The following is a 17,678-nucleotide window of genomic DNA, read 5'->3' on the forward strand; positions in this document are numbered from 1 at the left end:
TGTGATGAAACTGACTTTTTTCACCATGCGTTTCCCGGTTGCCTCTGAGACATTCGTACTAAATCAGGTAACCCATTTTATTGATGCCGGTTACGAGGTGGAGATTATTTCAGTCTTTCCCGGCGATTTAGTGAACCGGCATGCTGCGTTTGATGAGTATGGTCTGGCAGCGAAGACGCATTATCTGCTGCCGGAAGAGAAGATCTCGATTGTTGATAAGCTGAACCAGCGCATCAAGCTGGTGCTGCCAAAAGTGACGAAGCCGTCGCTGCTGCGTTCGCTTAATGTGCGCCGGTATGGCGCGCAGTCCAGCAAACTGCTGCTGCCGTCGATTGTGGCGAATGCAAAGCAGACCTTCACCGCAGATGTCTTTCTGGTGCATTTCGGCTATGCCGGTGCCCTGGCGAACAAGCTGCGTGAGCTGGGCGTGCTCAAGGGTAAACAGGCAACCGTGTTTCACGGCGCCGATATTTCCCGTCGTCACATTCTTGAAGAGCACAAACTCGACTATGTGAATCTGTTCCGTCAGAGTGAGCTGATGCTGCCTATCAGTCATTTGTGGGAGAACAAACTGATAAAGATGGGCTGCCCGCCGGAAAAAATTCATGTTACGCGTATGGGCATTGAGCCGGAAAAATTTAACTTCCAGCCGCGTCAGGCATTCCAGATGCCGCTGCGCATCGTTTCGGTGGCACGTCTGACCGAGAAAAAAGGGCTGGATGTGGCGGTAAAAGCCAGCGCCATCCTGAAGCAGCGTGGCGGCCAGTTTCAGTACACCATTATCGGTAACGGCGATCAGGATGAGATGATGCGTGATTTCATCGCCCGCGAGGGGATGGAAGATTGCGTCAGCATGCCGGGCTTTAAACCGCAGGAGGAGATCCGTCTCGCGCTGAGCGAGGCTGACATCTTCCTGTTGCCCTCCAAAACTGCCGCAGATGGCGATATGGAAGGTATCCCGGTCGCGCTGATGGAGGCGATGGCGGTTGGCCTGCCGGTGGTCTCAACTTTCCACAGCGGCATCCCGGAGCTAATTGAGAACAACGTCTCTGGCTGGCTGGTGGAAGAGGACGATCCCGAGGCGCTGGCGGAAACGCTGCTGAAGCTGTCTCAGGGCGAAGTGGATGTGGCGCCCGTTGTCGCGGCCGCGCGTCACAAAGTTGAGACTGAATTTAATCAGCATGTCGCCTACGGCGAACTGGCACAGATTCTGGAGCGACTGGTGTGAGTGGATTTAAGTCACAGGCGATTTGGCTGTTCGGCAGCACCTGCTTCTCAGCAGTGCTGCAGGTGGCACAGCTGAGCTTTCTCGCCCGCAAACTGGAAACCCACGAGCTGGGGCTATTAGCCATCATCAATGCTATCCTGGCGGTAGCGGGTGTGCTGCAGGATATGGGGATGAGCAGTTATCTGGTGCATCGCCAGAACATTACCCGTCGTGAGCAGAGCACCATCTACTGGGTGAATGTCTCACTCAGCTTGTGTACCGGTTTGATTATGTTGCTGATCGCCTTCCCGGTCTCGTGGTTTTATCACCTGCCGGAGCTGACCGGGCTTATCATGCTGACCAGCCTGAACTTCCTGGTGCTGGGGCATCTGTCGCAGTATCAGGCGCACTACATCAAAACCAAGCGAATGGTCTCGCTGGCGAAGATTGAGATGGGCACCAAGCTGTTTGCCTTCCTCTGTGTGGTGGCGATGCTGGAGTTCACCTCGCTGACGGTGTCGGCGGCGATTCTCGGTCTGTTCATTAACGCCTTTACCCGTATTCTCTGCATGATTGCGCTCGGTGAGAAGTCGTGGCGTCCGACCTGGGAGTTCGACAAAGCGACCTTCATCGGCGCAATTCGCTACGGCAGTTATCAGCTCGGTTCGCAGACCATTAACCAGCTGCGAACTCAGGCCGATGCGCTGGTGGTTGGTAAAGTGATGGGTGCAGAGATGCTCGGTGTTTACTCGCTGGCTAAAGAGCTGGTGCTGCAACCACTGAAGCTGGTCACGCCGGTAATTAACCGTCTGGCACTGCCACGCTTTGCTGAGAAGCAGCACGATGCCGAGCAACTGAAGAAGCTGTTCCTCAAGGGGACGCTGGGGATCATGCTGTTCAGCAGCGCGATGTACCTGGTGATTGGCATCTTCTCGCCGGTCATCGTCCGGGTGCTCTACGGCGCGTCGCACGAACAGGTCTATCACCTGATCCCACTGATGCTGCTGTTTGGCATGCTCCGGCCAATGGGCGGGTTGACCGGCGCTATTTCACAGGCCAACGGGCGTACCAACGTTGAGTTTTACTGGAACATCGTGGCAAGTATTGTGGTTCTGGCCGTACTGGCGACCACCTTTATCTGGCCAAACGTGCTCTACGTGGCGTTGACGCTTTCTATCTCGCAGATTCTGATTTCGGCGCTGGCCCATCCGTTCTTTATCAAGCCGGTGATTGGCATTCGGTTTATTCCCTATGCCCGGCAATGGGTGGCGGTTTCGGTGGTCTTTGTCGGCGTGATGCTGCTGGTCAATCACTTTAATTTGTTTGTGATGCCGGAGTGGTTTGAAGGCTGGCTGTAATCACCACTCAGATATATCAACGGGCGGCCTCAGGGTCGCCCGTTTTCATTTATGGCTGGTCTCAGCCATGCAACGAAGAGTGCTCCGGATCACAGTGGCAATAGTCGATTACTGATTGTCTTTGTTCAGTTTATGGTGCCACTGGCAATGGGCAAAATGCCGAATTTCCAAGTTATGACAGAGAGTTACTGTCCGATTTTCAGATAAAGATTATACTTGGACTTCCGGCCGATCCTGCATAATCGACCCACATCTTCATTTATTAAACGGAATAAATATGACCAAGCTTAAAGCAGTAATCCCGGTTGCGGGCCTCGGTATGCATATGCTCCCTGCGACTAAAGCCATTCCGAAAGAGATGCTGCCTGTCGTCGACAAACCGATGATCCAGTACATCATTGACGAATGTGTTGCCGCGGGCATTAAAGAGATTGTGCTGGTCACGCATGCATCGAAAAATGCGGTAGAAAACCACTTCGACACCACCTATGAGCTGGAAGCGCTGCTTGAAGCGCGCGTGAAGCGTCAGCTGCTGAGCGAAGTACAGTCTATCTGCCCACCAGGCGTGACAATTATGAACGTGCGCCAGGCGCAGCCGCTGGGGCTGGGCCACTCGATTCTCTGCGCTCGCCCGATGATTGGTGATAATCCGTTCGTGGTGGTGCTGCCAGACGTCCTGCTGGATGATTCTACCGCCGATCACATGCGTTATAACCTCGCCGCGATGGTTGCCCGTTTTGAAGAGACCGGCCACAGCCAGGTCCTGGCGCAGCATATGCCGGCTTCCGACCTTTCTGAGTACTCTGTGATCACCACGGAAGAGCCGATTGATCACCCTGGCCACATCAGCAGCATCACCGGTTTCGTTGAGAAGCCAGAGCATCCGACTGAACTGAACTCTGACCTGGCTGCGGTAGGCCGCTATGTGCTTTCTGCTGATATCTGGGCGGAGCTGGAGCGCACTGAGCCAGGCGCCTGGGGCCGTATTCAGCTGACCGATGCGATTGCCAGCCTGAGCAAACATAAAACCGTTGATGTTTCGCTGCTGACCGGTCACAGCTTCGACTGCGGTCGTAAACTCGGCTACATGCAGGCGTTTGTCTCTTACGGACTGCGCAGCAACGCGCAGGGTCGCGATTTCCGCGAAGCTATCCAGACAATTCTCGCAAAACAACAGTAATCAATTCGCCGCGTCCCGCGCGGCAGAATGAAAGGAGCTCTCATGGCAATTTTGGTAACGGGTGGAGCAGGGTATATCGGCTCCCATACGGTACTGGCGCTGTTGCAGCGCGGTGATGATGTTGTGGTTCTGGATAACCTCTGCAATGCCTCTCGTGAAGCGATTAATCGCGTTGAGAAACTGGCGGGTAAAAAAGCGACCTTTGTTGAAGGCGATATCCGTGACCGTGCCTGTCTGCGTGACCTGTTCGCATCCAACAGCATTTCAGCGGTGATCCACTTCGCAGCGCTTAAAGCGGTGGGTGAATCCACCCGTATGCCGCTGGAGTACTATGAGAACAACGTCGCAGGCACCGTGGTACTACTTGAAGAAATGCGTGATGCCGGCGTCTGGAACTTTATCTTCAGCTCATCTGCGACCGTCTATGGCGCAGATGCCCCGGTTCCTTATGTTGAGACCACCCCGATTGGTGGCACCACCAGTCCGTACGGCACTTCTAAGCTGATGACCGAATTTGTAATGCGCGATTTCGCCAAAGCAGAGCCGAAGTTTAAGGCGATTGCCCTGCGTTACTTCAACCCGGTTGGCGCGCATGAGTCAGGCGAAATCGGTGAAGACCCGACCGGCATCCCGAACAACCTGCTGCCGTATATTGCGCAGGTCGCGATTGGCCGTCTGGAGAAGCTGGGCGTGTTTGGCGGCGATTACGATACGCCAGATGGTACCTGCCTGCGTGACTACATCCACGTCGTTGATCTGGCGGAAGGGCACCTGAAAGCGCTGGACCATCTCAGCAAAGTTGAAGGTTACACCGCCTTTAACCTGGGTGGCGGCAAAGGCTTCTCCGTGCTGGAGATGATCAAAGCGTTTGAGAAGGCGTCTGGTAAGGCGATTCCATTCGAGATTAAGCCACGCCGTGACGGCGACCTGCCTGCGTTCTGGGCCGATGCGTCACTGGCAAACAGTGAGCTCGACTGGCGCGTGACGCGCGGCATCGATGAGATGATGCGCGATACGTGGAACTGGCAGAGTAAGAACCCGGATGGGTTTCGGTAGTTGAAAAGAAAGGCGAACTCAGGTTCGCCTTTCTTATATTTGATTTGAATTATCTTATCACCCCTTTCCCACTATTCTGATTGCATCATCCTGACGCATCAGCAACCATCCTCTACGCCAGAAAAGTGTTCATTAGTTGAACTAACACCTGCGACCTATACGCATTTTGTTCGTAATAGCTATACCTGAGTGATAGAATTTACGATGGTTGAATGATAAACCCACTTAAATAATTTCATTAATAAAGTGATATCAATCAATCGAATGCTGAACATCTGGCGGGTTCATGTTGTCAGCACATTCATTCGGTCAAAGATAATCAGCATCGTGGGAGCTGTAACCCAGGGGCGGTAGCGTGCTCTGAAAACGCCTATGATTGTCTGTTTTTTATTCAGGCGCCTATGCCTCAGATAGCTTGTCAGGAATAAACACGTTATGAAGATTCTTATCACTGGTGGTGCAGGTTTTATCGGTTCAGCGGTTGTGCGTCATGTTATTAATAATACGAACGATGAAGTTATAAACTTTGATAAACTGACCTATGCGGGCAATCTTGAATCGTTGAAAGAGGTGAGCAGCAATGCACGCTACACCTTTAAGCAGATCGACATCTGCGACGGGCAGGCTATTGCTGAAGCATTAAATGAGTTTCAACCGGATGCCATCATGCATCTGGCCGCCGAAAGCCACGTAGACCGTTCAATCACTGGCCCTGCTGAATTTGTTCAGACCAATGTGGTAGGTACCTACACACTACTGGAAGCGACCCGTCAATACTGGAACGCATTGTCAGAAGAACGTAAAGCAGCCTTCCGTTTTCATCATATTTCGACTGATGAGGTTTATGGTGACCTGCCGCATCCGGATGAAATGGAAGGCGATTTGCCGCTGTTTACCGAAGAAACCCCTTATGCTCCAAGTAGCCCTTACTCCTCGACTAAAGCAGCCAGCGATCATCTGGTTCGCGCCTGGGGCCGCACTTATAAATTGCCAGTCATCGTAACCAACTGCTCTAACAACTACGGTCCTTATCATTTTCCGGAAAAACTTATTCCGCTGATTATTAGCAATGCGCTGGAAGGCAAACCACTGCCAATCTATGGCAAGGGCGACCAGATTCGCGACTGGCTCTATGTCGAAGACCATGCCCGCGCGCTCTACACCGTGGTTAAAAATGCAGAGACGGGCACTACCTACAACATCGGCGGACACAACGAAAAGAAAAATATCGATGTTGTGCTTAAAGTCTGCGAACTGCTGGATCAGCTGCGTCCAAAAGCGACCTCGTACAGTGATCAGATCACCTATGTTCAGGACCGTCCGGGACACGATCGCCGCTACGCCATCGATGCCGCTAAGATTGAGAAAGATCTTGGCTGGAAACCTGAAGAGACCTTTGAAACGGGTCTGAAGAAGACCGTTGAATGGTACCTTAACAATTCAGAATGGGTTGAACATGTTAAGAGCGGTGCCTATCAGAACTGGATCAAACAAAATTACGAGAAGCGTAGCTAATGAATATTCTGCTTTTTGGTAAAAACGGACAGGTGGGCTGGGAACTTCAGCGTGCGCTGGCGCCGTTAGGCAATCTCATCGTGGTTGATCGTCATTCCCGTGACTACTGCGGCGACTTCGAAAATCCCGAAGGCGTAGCTGAAACAGTGCGGAAGATTAAACCCGCGGTAATCATTAATGCGACAGCCTACACGGCGGTGGATAAAGCCGAATCTGAACAGGATAAGGCTCGTCTGGTTAATGCCACCTCAATCGCGGCATTGGCAGAGGCCGCTGAGGAAATCGGCGCATGGTTGATTCACTACTCCACCGATTATGTGTTTGATGGTTCGGGTGACAGGCCCTGGCGCGAAGATGATGCAACCGCTCCATTAAATGTCTATGGACAGACAAAGCTGGAAGGTGAGCAGGCCATCGTCAATAACATGTCGAAATACCTCATCTTCCGCACCAGTTGGGTCTACGCTGCGAAGGGAAATAATTTCGCTAAGACAATGTTAAAGCTGGCTAAAGACAGGGACACCTTGTCCGTGATTAATGATCAATTTGGCGCACCCACTGGCGCTGAATTGATAGCAGACAGTACAGCACATGCGATAAGAGTGGCACTGAATGACAGCAGCGTTGCTGGCTTGTATCACCTTATTGCAGCGGGTGAAACCACTTGGCATGCCTACGCTACCAGTGTGATCGATTTTGCTAAACAGCAGGGTGTAGAGCTTAACGTTCAGGTGATTAATCCTGTTCCGACCAGCGCATTCCCTACACCTGCCAGACGTCCTGCAAACTCACGACTGAATACTCAGAAGTTTCAACAAACTTTTTGTTTGACGCTGCCAGACTGGCAAAAGGGTGTTGAACGTATGTTGCTTGAGACTCTTAAATAATTAGAATAGGACGTTAAAGCGTCCTGACTACGTAAGGTAAAATTGTGAAAAAGAATAAAGGTATTATTCTCGCTGGTGGTTCTGGAACCCGTCTTTACCCGGTAACAATGGCAGTAAGCAAGCAGTTGTTACCCGTTTACGATAAGCCGATGATTTACTATCCACTGAGCACGCTGATGCTTGCAGGGATCAACGATATACTCATCATCAGTACGCCGCAGGACACGCCACGCTTTGAAAGCTTACTGGGTGATGGCTCTCAATGGGGTATCTCCATTCAGTATAAAGTGCAGCCAAGCCCGGATGGCCTTGCTCAGGCGTTCATCATTGGTGAAGAGTTTATTGGTAATGATTCTGTCGCGCTCATCCTGGGTGATAATATCTTCTACGGGCATGACCTTTATAAGCAGCTTGAAACCGCATCTCTTAAGGATGATGGGGCAACCGTCTTTGCTTATCATGTTACCGATCCTGAGCGTTATGGCGTTGTGGAATTCGACAGCGAAGGCAAAGCGATTTCACTGGTAGAAAAACCTGAACATCCACGCAGCAATTATGCAGTAACCGGGCTCTATTTTTACGATAATAGCGTTGTTGAGATGGCAAAAAATCTTCAGCCATCACCACGCGGCGAACTTGAGATTACCGATATCAACCGTATCTATATGGAACAGGGCAAACTCTCAGTGTCCATTATGGGACGCGGTCACGCCTGGCTGGATACCGGTACACATCAGAGCCTTATGGAAGCCAACAACTTTATTCAGACTATCGAGTCACGTCAGGGGCTTAAAGTAGCTTGCCCGGAAGAAATTGCCTTCAGAATGGGCTTTATCGATAAAGCAAAATTACAGGAACTGGCAAAGCCGTACCTAAAAAATGAATATGGCAAATATTTGATGGCGCTGGTGGAAGGGCGTTTATAATGAAAATTATTGATACTAAAATCCCTGATGTAAAAATTTTTGAGCCTGCAGTGTTTGGCGATGAACGCGGGTTCTTTTTTGAAAGCTTCAGTCAGAAAAAGTTTGATAATGCCGTTGGCAGACATGTTGAGTTTGTTCAAGACAACCATTCAAAATCAAGTAAAGGTGTTTTGCGGGGTTTACATTATCAACTTAATCCTTTTGCACAAGGTAAACTGGTACGTTGTGTTGCAGGCGCCGTGTTCGACGTAGCAGTTGATATACGCAAACAATCTCCATTTTTTGGTCAATGGGTCGGTGTAGAACTCAGCAGTGAAAACAAAAGACAGTTGTGGATACCAGAAGGTTTTGCACATGGTTTTTTGACGCTAACTGATAATACTGAATTTGTGTATAAAACCACTAATTTTTATTCGAAAGAAAGTGAGCGCAGCATTATCTGGAACGACCCTTTAATTAACATCGATTGGCCAGAAAAAGAAGTCCTGTTGTCCGAAAAAGATAAGCTTGCATCTTTATTTTCTGAAGCCGAGGTCTTCGAATGAATTCGCTTCTTAAAATGACCTGGCAATGTATTAAATCGCCAGTTTTTAATCGAAGATTAATCTATACGTTAACACGTAGAGAGGTTATTAGTCGCTATCGGGGATCAGTATTAGGTTTATTATGGTCATTCTTTACCCCTGTCCTAATGTTAATTGTTTATACATTCATTTTCAGCGTTGTTTTCCAGGCGAAATGGAGTGAAGGCCATACATCAAAATCTTCATTTGCATTACTATTATTTTCAGGGTTAATCATATTTAACCTTTTTTCTGAATGTATTAACAGAGCACCCGGCATCATTCTTGCTAATTCGAACTATGTGAAAAAGGTTATTTTCCCATTAGAAATATTGCCGTGGGTGAATCTTTGCGCTGCGTTATTTCATTTTGCAATAAGTTGTATTGTATGGATAACATTTTACCTGTTCGAAGTTGGGATGCCTCATTTAACTATCCTGCTATTACCTTTCATTATGCTTCCTTTGCTATTAATGATAATGGGCATTAGTTGGATATTGGCTTCACTGGGTGTCTATCTACGAGATGTAAGTCAAATAGTTGGGATTTTAACAATGGTATTGATGTTCTTATCACCAATATTTTTCCCTACTTCGGCTCTGCCAGAGTCAGTAAGGCCCCTTTTATTATTAAACCCGTTAGCCCATTTCATTGAACAGACGCGGGATATTATGTATTGGGGGAAAGTACCTGAAATTATTCCTTATTTTAAAGGACTAATAGTTAATGCTATCGTGGCATGGCTTGGATACTTATGGTTCCAGAAAACACGTAAAGGATTTGCTGATGTCATCTGATAATATGATCGAAGTTGCTGGGCTGAGTAAATGTTATCAGATTTATGAATCACCTCAACATCGTCTAATGCAAATGTTCTATCGATCGCGAAAAAAAATGTATCGCGAATTTTGGGCCCTTAATGACGTTACTTTTACTCTTAAAAAAGGAGAGACCGTAGGAATTATTGGACGGAATGGGTCAGGAAAATCCACACTGTTACAAATGATCTGCGGAACATTAACGCCGACGGATGGCAGTGTAAAAGTCAACGGCCGCATTGCTGCACTTCTCGAACTTGGTGCAGGATTTAACCCTGAGTTTACAGGACATGAAAACGTATTCATGGCTGCTTCACTTTATGGGTTAACAAACGAACAGATTCGGGAAAGATATGAAAAAATATTAGCTTTTGCTGATATCGGCGATTATATCGATCAACCGGTCAAATCATATTCAAGTGGTATGTATGTACGCTTAGCATTCGCGGTTATCGCACACGTCGATGCTGACATATTAGTTATCGATGAAGCGCTTGCTGTCGGGGACGCCGTTTTTACGCAGAAATGTATGCGTTTTATTCGGAAGTTTAAGGAAAATGGTACGTTACTCTTCGTGAGCCATGATACACACTCTGTCATTAATCTGTGTGACAAAGCTATCTGGCTACATAAAGGTGAAATGATAACTTCAGGAACGGCGAAGCATGTTGCAGAAAAATACCTGCAATACACGCTTCAGGAAGTTTATGGAGATGAAACCCATCTCGAAAGTATCAAACAAGAGAGTGAAACAACCTTAGACGAAACTGATAAACATTTAACCCCTAAAGAATTAAATGATACGCCAGCTATCGATTATAAGGTTCAGTACGGAATTGCTAATAATCTTTCTGAAGCGAATGGATGGAAAACAGGTGCTGCAGAAATCACAGAAGTCTCATTTGTCGATAAAAATAATAATAGCAAAAACCTCTTTAAGGGCGGCGAAAAAGTTGAGTTATCAGTAAGGGCTAATATTTATGAGAATCTTGACTCACCCATTATTGGTTTTTTAGTTAAGGATCGCTTAGGCCAGGTGCTATTTGGTGAGAATACCTTACCTTTTACGACTGAAAAGCCGCTGAAAGCAACTGCAGATAGTAAGATTAATGCTACATTTGAGTTTACGTTACCTATGTTGCCTAATGGTGAATATGCACTTATGGTCTCGCTGGCAAATGGAGATCTGAATAATCATGTTCAACATCACTGGCTTCACGATGCTATGATTATTAATGTATCATCCAGTGAGGTGCGCTGGGGACTGGTTGGAATTAAATTTGATAAGGTTAAACTGAATCAAGAATGAAAAATTTAAAAGAACTCTATCAGGAACATCATGGTAAATCATCCGATAAATGGGATATTTACCTGGAAACTTATCATAACATCCTTTCCGTACAACAAAAAACTTTAAAGAATCTACTCGAAATTGGTGTGCAGAATGGCGGGTCTTTGGAAATATGGAGTAAATATTTTCCAAATGCTGAAAATATAGTAGGTTGTGATATTAATCCTGATTGTGCTCGCCTTGAATACGAGAACAAATCTATTAAAATTGTGATCGGTAACTCTTCTACTACAGAAATTAAAAATAAAATTAGTGAGGTTTCTCCATCATACGATTTGATAATAGATGACGGATCACATAATTCATCAGACATAATCAAGTCTTTTTTATTGTATTTCCCAATGCTGGAAAAAGATGGTGTTTACATTGTTGAAGACTTGCATTGTAGTTATTGGCAAGAGTGGGAAGGAGGGCTTTACGATCCATACTCCTCAATGGCATTTTTAAAAAAACTCGCTGATATTACTAACTTTGAACATTGGGGTATTGAACGCTCTGCTTCTGATTACCTCAGTTCTTTTAGTGAACACTATGATAGTTTAGAGTTAGACAAGGTGGATTTTTCAGAAATTCACTCCATTATTTTTGTTAATTCATTATGTATAATTACGAAAAAAAATAGCAAAGATAATTTATTAGGCCTTCGCCACGTTGTTGGGGAGGATGAAAACGTTGTTATCGGTAATCTTGAGCTAAATGGCAGTGTTTTTCAAGCCCCCCACCAAAATGAGAACCCATGGAGTAACTTAAGTGTGTTCCCTGAAATGGAGTGGGAAGAACTCGTAAAGCAAAAAAACAGCTTATCTGAGCAGTTATCTGTAAGTGCAAGACAAATTAATCTCTATAAAAGAATAGAAGATGTATTAAGGCATGAGATCGATGATCTTAAGTCACAATTGAGCAATCACACTGAACTGGCTTCAAGACTGTCATTTGAAAATAGTGCGTTGTTGAATTCCACCAGTTGGAAGATGACTGCACCGATGAGAAAAGCGGTCCTAAATTTACGCCGTATTAAAAAGGCAGCAAATGTTGCCAGCAGTGTTGTTTCAAACTATGGGTTAAAAGAAAGTTTTAATCGCACTTTTTCACTATATAAAAGTAATGGGCTTAAAGGAATTATTCGTAAGCTTCATCACATCAACAGTTTGCAGGTTGTCTCTCAAACCTTGTTATCTGCGAAATCTCTCCCAGCTCTTAAATTAAATAATGAATCTTTACTCTTACCAAGAGTTCTTATTATTGCCGAAATGTCAATACCTCAGTGTAAAAAATATCGTGTTGACCAGAAAGTTGATTTATTTAAAGAGTTAGGAATTCCTGTTAAAACGCTTAATTGGACTGACTTAATTGCTTGCATGGAAGCTCTACAATACCATTCAATAGTCATTTTTTATCGCGTTCCGGCGTTTGAATCAGTAATGACGCTCTTTGATGAGTGTGAGCGTTTGAATTTAGAAACATATTGGGAAGTCGATGATCTCATATTTGATGAAGATATACTTCTCAAAAGTAAAACATTAAATGAACTTGATAAAGAAACATTTAAAGGACTTATTGATGGTGCAAGACTATACCATCATGCAATGATGCGTTGTAAAAGTGTGATTGCATCCACTGAGCCGTTAGCGAAAGCTATGGAAAAATCCGGAGCAATTAGATCAATCGTTATTGAAAATGCTTTAGATCCTGAAACAATTGAAACGGCAGAATCTATACCAGAAAAAAGAAAAAGTGAAAGTGATGGTATAATTCGTATTGTTTATGGTTCTGGAACAAGCACGCATAATGTTGATTTTTTAGAAGCTTCAGATGCAATCTATAATATTCTTGTTTCATCGCCTAATGTTTACTTGCGTTTAGCTGGTGTTTTAGAATTACCTAAAAAGTTTGATAAAGTAAAAGATCAGATAGAAAGAATTGAGTTCTGTCCTTATGCAGATTATTTAAGGATTCTTTCTGAATGCGATATTAGTATTGCGCCACTAGAGGACTATATATTTAATGACTCAAAGTCTAATATAAAGTACCTTGAGGCTTCTATTCTGGGATTGCCAAGTGTATGCTCTCCTCGTCCTAATTTTGTTTCTGTTATCGAAAATGGAGTAAATGGATTTCTCTGCCACAACACAGATGATTGGGAGTCAGCCTTCAAGACGTTGATTGAAGATCCTTTACTCAGAAGGAATGTTGGTGCAAACGCTAAAAACTCTGTTTTGAAACATTATTCGCCTGAAAGTATTGCTCGCGAACAAGCTTCTTTAATTATCGAAGATTTTGGACGGTTGAGTAATAATAAAGTTAAGCACGTTCTATCTGTCAATTGCTACTATAATCCACGTTCTTTCGGTGGGGCGACCGTTGTAGCAGAAGCTTTAAATAAATATTTTGTCGATGATAGTGAATTTAATATTCATGTTTTAACGTCCTTACCAGAAGAGTACGGGGCTATAAATACTCTCCGCCGTTATGAAGCCTACGGTCAGGATTGTTACGGCATCGTTTTACCAAACCTACTTTCTGAAAACCGACAGGTTATCAATCCTGATATAGATAAAGCATTTACAGATGTACTGGACCTGGTTCATCCGGATATTGTACATTTCCACTCTATTCAGGGGCTGGGCATTACTATGCTTCGCATATGTGCAGAGCGAAATATTCCAATTGTTGTTACAACCCATGATTATTGGTGGTTGTATGAGCATCAGTTTATCTTGAGCTTTAAAGAGGAACACAAATATCGTGGGATTAATGATGATCTTAATAGCAACCTTTCGGTTAAAATGGATTATTTAGAAATTAAGAAGCGCGATGCACTCTCTCTTGCAACAAAGATAATTTCTCCAAGTATGTTTACAACTGACCTTTATCGTAAAGAAGGATTTGCTGGAGCTCTTCTTAACAAGAATGGAGTTACATATCCTCAGAACATTTCCACTAAGACCCCTGGGCGACCCTTAAGATTCGGATATGCTGGTGGTAATACAGATATTAAAGGTTATCATTTAATTAAATATGCATTTAGCCATATCGCAGAAAATGAAGCTAAATTGATTATCGTTGATAATGCAATTAATCTGGGCTTCAAATCTTTCCATGAGAGTGATTTAGCCGGATTGAAAAATGTTGAAGTGGTTCCTGCTTTCACTCAGGAAAATATGGATGAATTTTTCAATTCTATTGACGTTTTGTTGTACCCAACACAGTCTAAAGAAAGCTTTGGTCTTACTGTGCGTGAAGCTCTAATCAGAAACGTCTGGGTTATTACCTCAGACGCGGGTGGTGCGGTAGAAGATATCATTCCTGGCGAAAATGGCTTTATCATTCCATTCAATAATGATGGTGGGACACTCCTTGAGTCTGTGAAAGAGACGATCGCGCATTTCTCTTATCTGCCACAAACTGAAGAAGTACAGTTGCCTCATTCGCATATACGAACATTTAGTGAGCAATACGAAGAGCTTAAAGATATATATCGCAGTTGTATCAAATAAGGGCCTCTGGCCCTTTTATTAGATAAAATTATGCAAAAAAAAACACTCGCAATTATTGTTACTTATTACCCTCAGCCTGAACAATTAACAGCTCAACTTGATATATTGTCTCATAGTGACATCGATATTGTTATTGTTGATAATGCTTCTGACAATAATCAGTTAATTAAACATATGATTGAAGAGCATTATTCGCACATTAAATTAATCTTATGTGATAGTAATCTGGGTATAGCTGCGGCTCATAATATAGGGATAAATCATGCCATTAATAATAGTTACAGCTATGTTTTATTAATGGATCAGGATAGTTTGCCAGCAATAAACATGATTCCTGTTTTACAGGAAGCTATGAATAAATGCCCAAAAGCTGCAGCTGTCGGCCCGCAGTTTTTAGATGCTAATAATGATGTGCGTTCCCGATTTATCCAAATTAGAGGTTTGATGGTTGATAAGAATCTGCAGCCGGATATCAATGGATGCGTTATTGTAGATCATTTGATTTCTTCCGGTTCCTTAATTGCCGTTGAGAATTTCAAAGCAATTGGCTTAATGGAAGAGGAACTATTTATTGATTATGTAGATGTTGAATGGGCGTTAAGAGCCAGAAGTAAAGGTTTCATTAACTACGGGGTGTGCAACGCCCACATGATCCATTCACTAGGCGATGACAGGGTTGACTTTTTAAATAACTCAATTGCTATCCATTCTCCCTTAAGACATTACTATCAGGCTCGAAATGCTTTGCTATTATACAAGCGTAATTACATCCCTTTAAACTGGAAAGTTGTTGACGCGTTTAAATTATTAGTGAAGATGTCCATTTACATTATTGCATCTCGACATAAGTCGCTCGAGTTAAAGATGATTTTTAGGGGAGTAATGCATGGTTTACGTGGTATCCACGGAAGATTCACTCAATAACATTCGCGAAAATAAAAAAAGGTTAATCGATTTTGAGCGAAAAGTTTCGTTGCGGGTTTCGATAGTTTGTTACTTTATCGATAATGATATAATTGAACTGCTTGAATCTTTTAAAAAAGCCGCTTCCGATATTAGTGATTTGCGCTATGATTTTGTAATAGTTGAAAATGGCTTCAAAGAAATCAATCCCCTGCATGATACATTGGTTAAGCAGTTTCCCTTCTGCAAGGTTGTTATAAGTGGTGAAAACCTTGGTTATGGACGCGGCCATAATTTAACCTTTTCTGCTGATTACGATTACCATCTGGTTCTTAATCCGGATGTTATTTTTACAGAGAAATCTTTAAGTAATGCTCTTATGTTTATGGAAAAGAATAAAGAATGTGGTTTGCTTTCCCCACAGGCTTTTTGGAGGAATGGAGACAGGCAATACCTTTGCAAACGTTATCCAAATGTTTTCACACTCTTTCTTCGTGCCTTCCTTCCAAAATCATTCCATCATGTATTTAGAAACAAACTTGAAACATACTGCATGATGAAAGAAACGCAGTCTGAGACAGTGTTGTGGCAGCCAGATAGTGTTAGTGGTTGTTTTATGTTTTTCAGAAACAACGTTCTTTTGCAACTGAATGGTTTTGATAAAGACTTTTTCCTCTATTTTGAAGATACTGATCTGAGTTTACGTGCTCGCCAGTTGACTAAAGTTGCTTATGTTCCTGATGTGAAAATAATTCATCACGGTGGTAATGTTTCGCGGAAAGGTCTTAAGCATATAATTCTTTTCTCACATTCTATGTTTAAGTTCTTTAATAAGCACGGATGGAAATTTTTTTAAATACATTAGCTGTCATCTCTTAGTTCAAACCTTTAACTAATGGCACCAAATGCTATTTATTTTCTGATTCGTTAAGTTATTATCTTCTATGTGATATATAGTTCTAAACGTATTGATTACGTTTTATATAACAGGAGTCAAAGATGTCCAAGCAACAGATCGGCGTTGTAGGTATGGCAGTGATGGGCCGCAACCTGGCTCTTAACATTGAGAGCCGCGGTTACACTGTTTCAATCTTCAACCGTTCACGCGAAAAGACTGATGAAGTCATCGCCGAGAACCAGGGCAAGAAACTTGCTCCTTTTTACACCGTTGAAGAGTTTGTCGAATCGCTGGAAAAACCTCGTCGTATCCTGCTGATGGTTCAGGCGGGTGAAGCGACTGACAAGACTATCGCCTCGCTGACTCCACACCTGGATAAAGGCGACATCCTGATCGATGGCGGTAACACCTTCTACAAAGACACCATCCGTCGTAACAAAGAACTTTCTGATCAGGGCTTCAACTTCATCGGTACCGGTGTTTCCGGTGGTGAAGAGGGCGCACTGAAAGGCCCATCGATCATGCCTGGTGGCCAGAAAGAAGCGTATGAGCTGGTTGCGCCAATCCTGGATAAGATTGCAGCACGTGCCGAAGATGGCGAAGCCTGTGTGGCTTACATCGGTCCAAATGGCGCGGGTCACTATGTGAAGATGGTTCACAACGGCATCGAATATGGCGACATGCAGCTGATTGCTGAAGCTTACGCACTGCTGAAAGGTGCGCTGGGTCTTAACAATGAAGAGCTGGCTGAAACTTTCACCGACTGGAACAACGGCGAGCTGAGCAGCTACCTGATCGACATCACCAAAGATATCTTCACCAAGAAAGATGAAGAAGGTAAATATCTGGTTGATGTGATTCTGGATGAAGCGGCTAACAAAGGCACCGGTAAATGGACCAGCCAGAGCTCACTGGATCTGGGTGAACCTCTGTCACTGATCACTGAGTCTGTCTTCGCCCGTTACCTCTCCTCACTGAAAACCCAGCGTGTTGCGGCCTCTAAAGTACTGAGCGGCCCACAGGCTAAAGCTTTCACTGGTGATAAAGCAGAGTTCATCGAGAAAGTCCGTCGCGCGCTGTACCTGGGTAAAATAGTCTCTTATGCGCAGGGCTTCTCACAGCTGCGTGCAGCGTCAGAAGAGAACAACTGGGATCTGCACTACGGTGAAATCGCGAAGATCTTCCGCGCTGGCTGCATCATCCGTGCCCAGTTCCTGCAGAAGATCACCGATGCTTATGAAGCCGATGCAGGCATCGCTAACCTGTTGCTGGCTCCGTACTTCAAAGATATCGCGGATCAGTATCAGCAGGCGCTGCGTGATGTCGTTTCTTACGCAATTCAGAACGGTATCCCAACGCCAACCTTCTCTGCGGCGATCGCTTATTACGACAGCTACCGTTCAGAAGTGCTGCCTGCCAACCTGATTCAGGCGCAGCGTGACTACTTCGGTGCGCATACCTATAAGCGTATTGATAAAGACGGTGTGTTCCACACCGAGTGGTTAGATTAATCACTAAA

14 protein-coding genes are annotated in these 17,678 nt (G+C 44.7%); all 14 read left to right on the forward strand.

Annotation, left to right across the window (positions count from 1 at the left end):
- The first annotated feature begins 4 nt into the window (after window positions 1-4).
- The 14 genes from WFO64_RS07015 to gndA all read left to right on the forward strand — a co-directional run bounded on the left by WFO64_RS07015 (window position 5) and on the right by gndA (window position 17,670).
- Window positions 5-1,228 carry a glycosyltransferase gene (locus WFO64_RS07015; RefSeq protein WP_337010191.1) on the forward strand — a complete coding sequence of 408 codons (1,224 nt, stop codon included), beginning with the start codon at window positions 5-7 and terminating at the stop codon, window positions 1,226-1,228.
- Complete coding sequence (locus WFO64_RS07020; protein WP_337010193.1) at window positions 1,225-2,565, forward strand: lipopolysaccharide biosynthesis protein; 1,341 nt, start codon at window positions 1,225-1,227, stop codon at window positions 2,563-2,565. Before WFO64_RS07015 ends, WFO64_RS07020 begins: the two co-directional genes overlap by 4 nt.
- Before the next feature lie 277 nt (window positions 2,566-2,842).
- Entirely contained in the window at window positions 2,843-3,745 is a 903-nt protein-coding gene (gene galF, locus WFO64_RS07025) for a UTP--glucose-1-phosphate uridylyltransferase GalF (RefSeq protein WP_337010195.1), read from the forward strand.
- A gap of 42 nt (window positions 3,746-3,787) precedes the next feature.
- Window positions 3,788-4,801, forward strand: coding sequence for a UDP-glucose 4-epimerase GalE (gene galE, locus WFO64_RS07030; protein WP_337010197.1), 1,014 nt, complete (start codon window positions 3,788-3,790; stop codon window positions 4,799-4,801).
- Between the two features lie 435 nt (window positions 4,802-5,236).
- On the forward strand, window positions 5,237-6,316 hold the full coding sequence (rfbB, locus tag WFO64_RS07035) for a dTDP-glucose 4,6-dehydratase (RefSeq protein WP_147789765.1): 1,080 nt from the start codon (window positions 5,237-5,239) through the stop codon (window positions 6,314-6,316).
- Window positions 6,316-7,203 carry a dTDP-4-dehydrorhamnose reductase gene (gene rfbD / locus WFO64_RS07040; protein ID WP_147789764.1) on the forward strand — a complete coding sequence of 296 codons (888 nt, stop codon included), beginning with the start codon at window positions 6,316-6,318 and terminating at the stop codon, window positions 7,201-7,203. The genes rfbB and rfbD overlap by 1 nt, the downstream gene beginning before the upstream one ends.
- Window positions 7,204-7,247: 44 nt before the next feature.
- A complete protein-coding gene (gene rfbA / locus WFO64_RS07045; protein ID WP_147789763.1) occupies window positions 7,248-8,129 on the forward strand; it encodes a glucose-1-phosphate thymidylyltransferase RfbA in 882 nt (293 codons plus the stop codon).
- Window positions 8,129-8,674 (forward strand): dTDP-4-dehydrorhamnose 3,5-epimerase, encoded by a 546-nt coding sequence (gene rfbC, locus WFO64_RS07050; RefSeq protein ID WP_337010203.1) that lies wholly within the window; start codon window positions 8,129-8,131, stop codon window positions 8,672-8,674. The genes rfbA and rfbC overlap by 1 nt, the downstream gene beginning before the upstream one ends.
- On the forward strand, window positions 8,671-9,489 hold the full coding sequence (locus WFO64_RS07055) for an ABC transporter permease (protein WP_266306931.1): 819 nt from the start codon (window positions 8,671-8,673) through the stop codon (window positions 9,487-9,489). The genes rfbC and WFO64_RS07055 overlap by 4 nt, the downstream gene beginning before the upstream one ends.
- The gene (locus WFO64_RS07060) at window positions 9,479-10,819 is read left to right on the forward strand and encodes an ABC transporter ATP-binding protein (RefSeq protein ID WP_147789760.1); all 1,341 of its coding nucleotides are present in this window, start codon (window positions 9,479-9,481) and stop codon (window positions 10,817-10,819) included. The genes WFO64_RS07055 and WFO64_RS07060 overlap by 11 nt, the downstream gene beginning before the upstream one ends.
- A complete protein-coding gene (locus WFO64_RS07065) occupies window positions 10,816-14,358 on the forward strand; it encodes a glycosyltransferase (RefSeq protein WP_337010205.1) in 3,543 nt (1,180 codons plus the stop codon). The genes WFO64_RS07060 and WFO64_RS07065 overlap by 4 nt, the downstream gene beginning before the upstream one ends.
- A 30-nt stretch (window positions 14,359-14,388) precedes the next feature.
- Window positions 14,389-15,282 (forward strand): glycosyltransferase family 2 protein, encoded by an 894-nt coding sequence (locus WFO64_RS07070; RefSeq protein ID WP_337010206.1) that lies wholly within the window; start codon window positions 14,389-14,391, stop codon window positions 15,280-15,282.
- Complete coding sequence (locus WFO64_RS07075) at window positions 15,245-16,117, forward strand: glycosyltransferase family 2 protein (protein WP_337010208.1); 873 nt, start codon at window positions 15,245-15,247, stop codon at window positions 16,115-16,117. Before WFO64_RS07070 ends, WFO64_RS07075 begins: the two co-directional genes overlap by 38 nt.
- A 143-nt stretch (window positions 16,118-16,260) precedes the next feature.
- Window positions 16,261-17,670 (forward strand): NADP-dependent phosphogluconate dehydrogenase, encoded by a 1,410-nt coding sequence (gndA, locus tag WFO64_RS07080; protein WP_013358445.1) that lies wholly within the window; start codon window positions 16,261-16,263, stop codon window positions 17,668-17,670.
- Window positions 17,671-17,678: the final 8 nt, after the last annotated feature.

The organism is Pantoea sp. AS142 (genome assembly GCF_037152305.1).
Lineage (GTDB): Bacteria > Pseudomonadota > Gammaproteobacteria > Enterobacterales > Enterobacteriaceae > Pantoea.

Coding starts and splice junctions, on each gene's coding strand:
- gndA (WP_013358445.1), top strand. CDS start 16,261: ATGTCCAAGCAACAGATCGGCGTTGTAGGTATGGCAGTGATGGGCCGC.
- WFO64_RS07075 (WP_337010208.1), top strand. CDS start 15,245: ATGGTTTACGTGGTATCCACGGAAGATTCACTCAATAACATTCGCGAA.
- rfbC (WP_337010203.1), top strand. CDS start 8,129: ATGAAAATTATTGATACTAAAATCCCTGATGTAAAAATTTTTGAGCCT.
- WFO64_RS07015 (WP_337010191.1), top strand. CDS start 5: ATGAAACTGACTTTTTTCACCATGCGTTTCCCGGTTGCCTCTGAGACA.
- galE (WP_337010197.1), top strand. CDS start 3,788: ATGGCAATTTTGGTAACGGGTGGAGCAGGGTATATCGGCTCCCATACG.
- galF (WP_337010195.1), top strand. CDS start 2,843: ATGACCAAGCTTAAAGCAGTAATCCCGGTTGCGGGCCTCGGTATGCAT.
- rfbB (WP_147789765.1), top strand. CDS start 5,237: ATGAAGATTCTTATCACTGGTGGTGCAGGTTTTATCGGTTCAGCGGTT.
- WFO64_RS07060 (WP_147789760.1), top strand. CDS start 9,479: ATGTCATCTGATAATATGATCGAAGTTGCTGGGCTGAGTAAATGTTAT.
- rfbD (WP_147789764.1), top strand. CDS start 6,316: ATGAATATTCTGCTTTTTGGTAAAAACGGACAGGTGGGCTGGGAACTT.
- WFO64_RS07065 (WP_337010205.1), top strand. CDS start 10,816: ATGAAAAATTTAAAAGAACTCTATCAGGAACATCATGGTAAATCATCC.
- WFO64_RS07070 (WP_337010206.1), top strand. CDS start 14,389: ATGCAAAAAAAAACACTCGCAATTATTGTTACTTATTACCCTCAGCCT.
- WFO64_RS07055 (WP_266306931.1), top strand. CDS start 8,671: ATGAATTCGCTTCTTAAAATGACCTGGCAATGTATTAAATCGCCAGTT.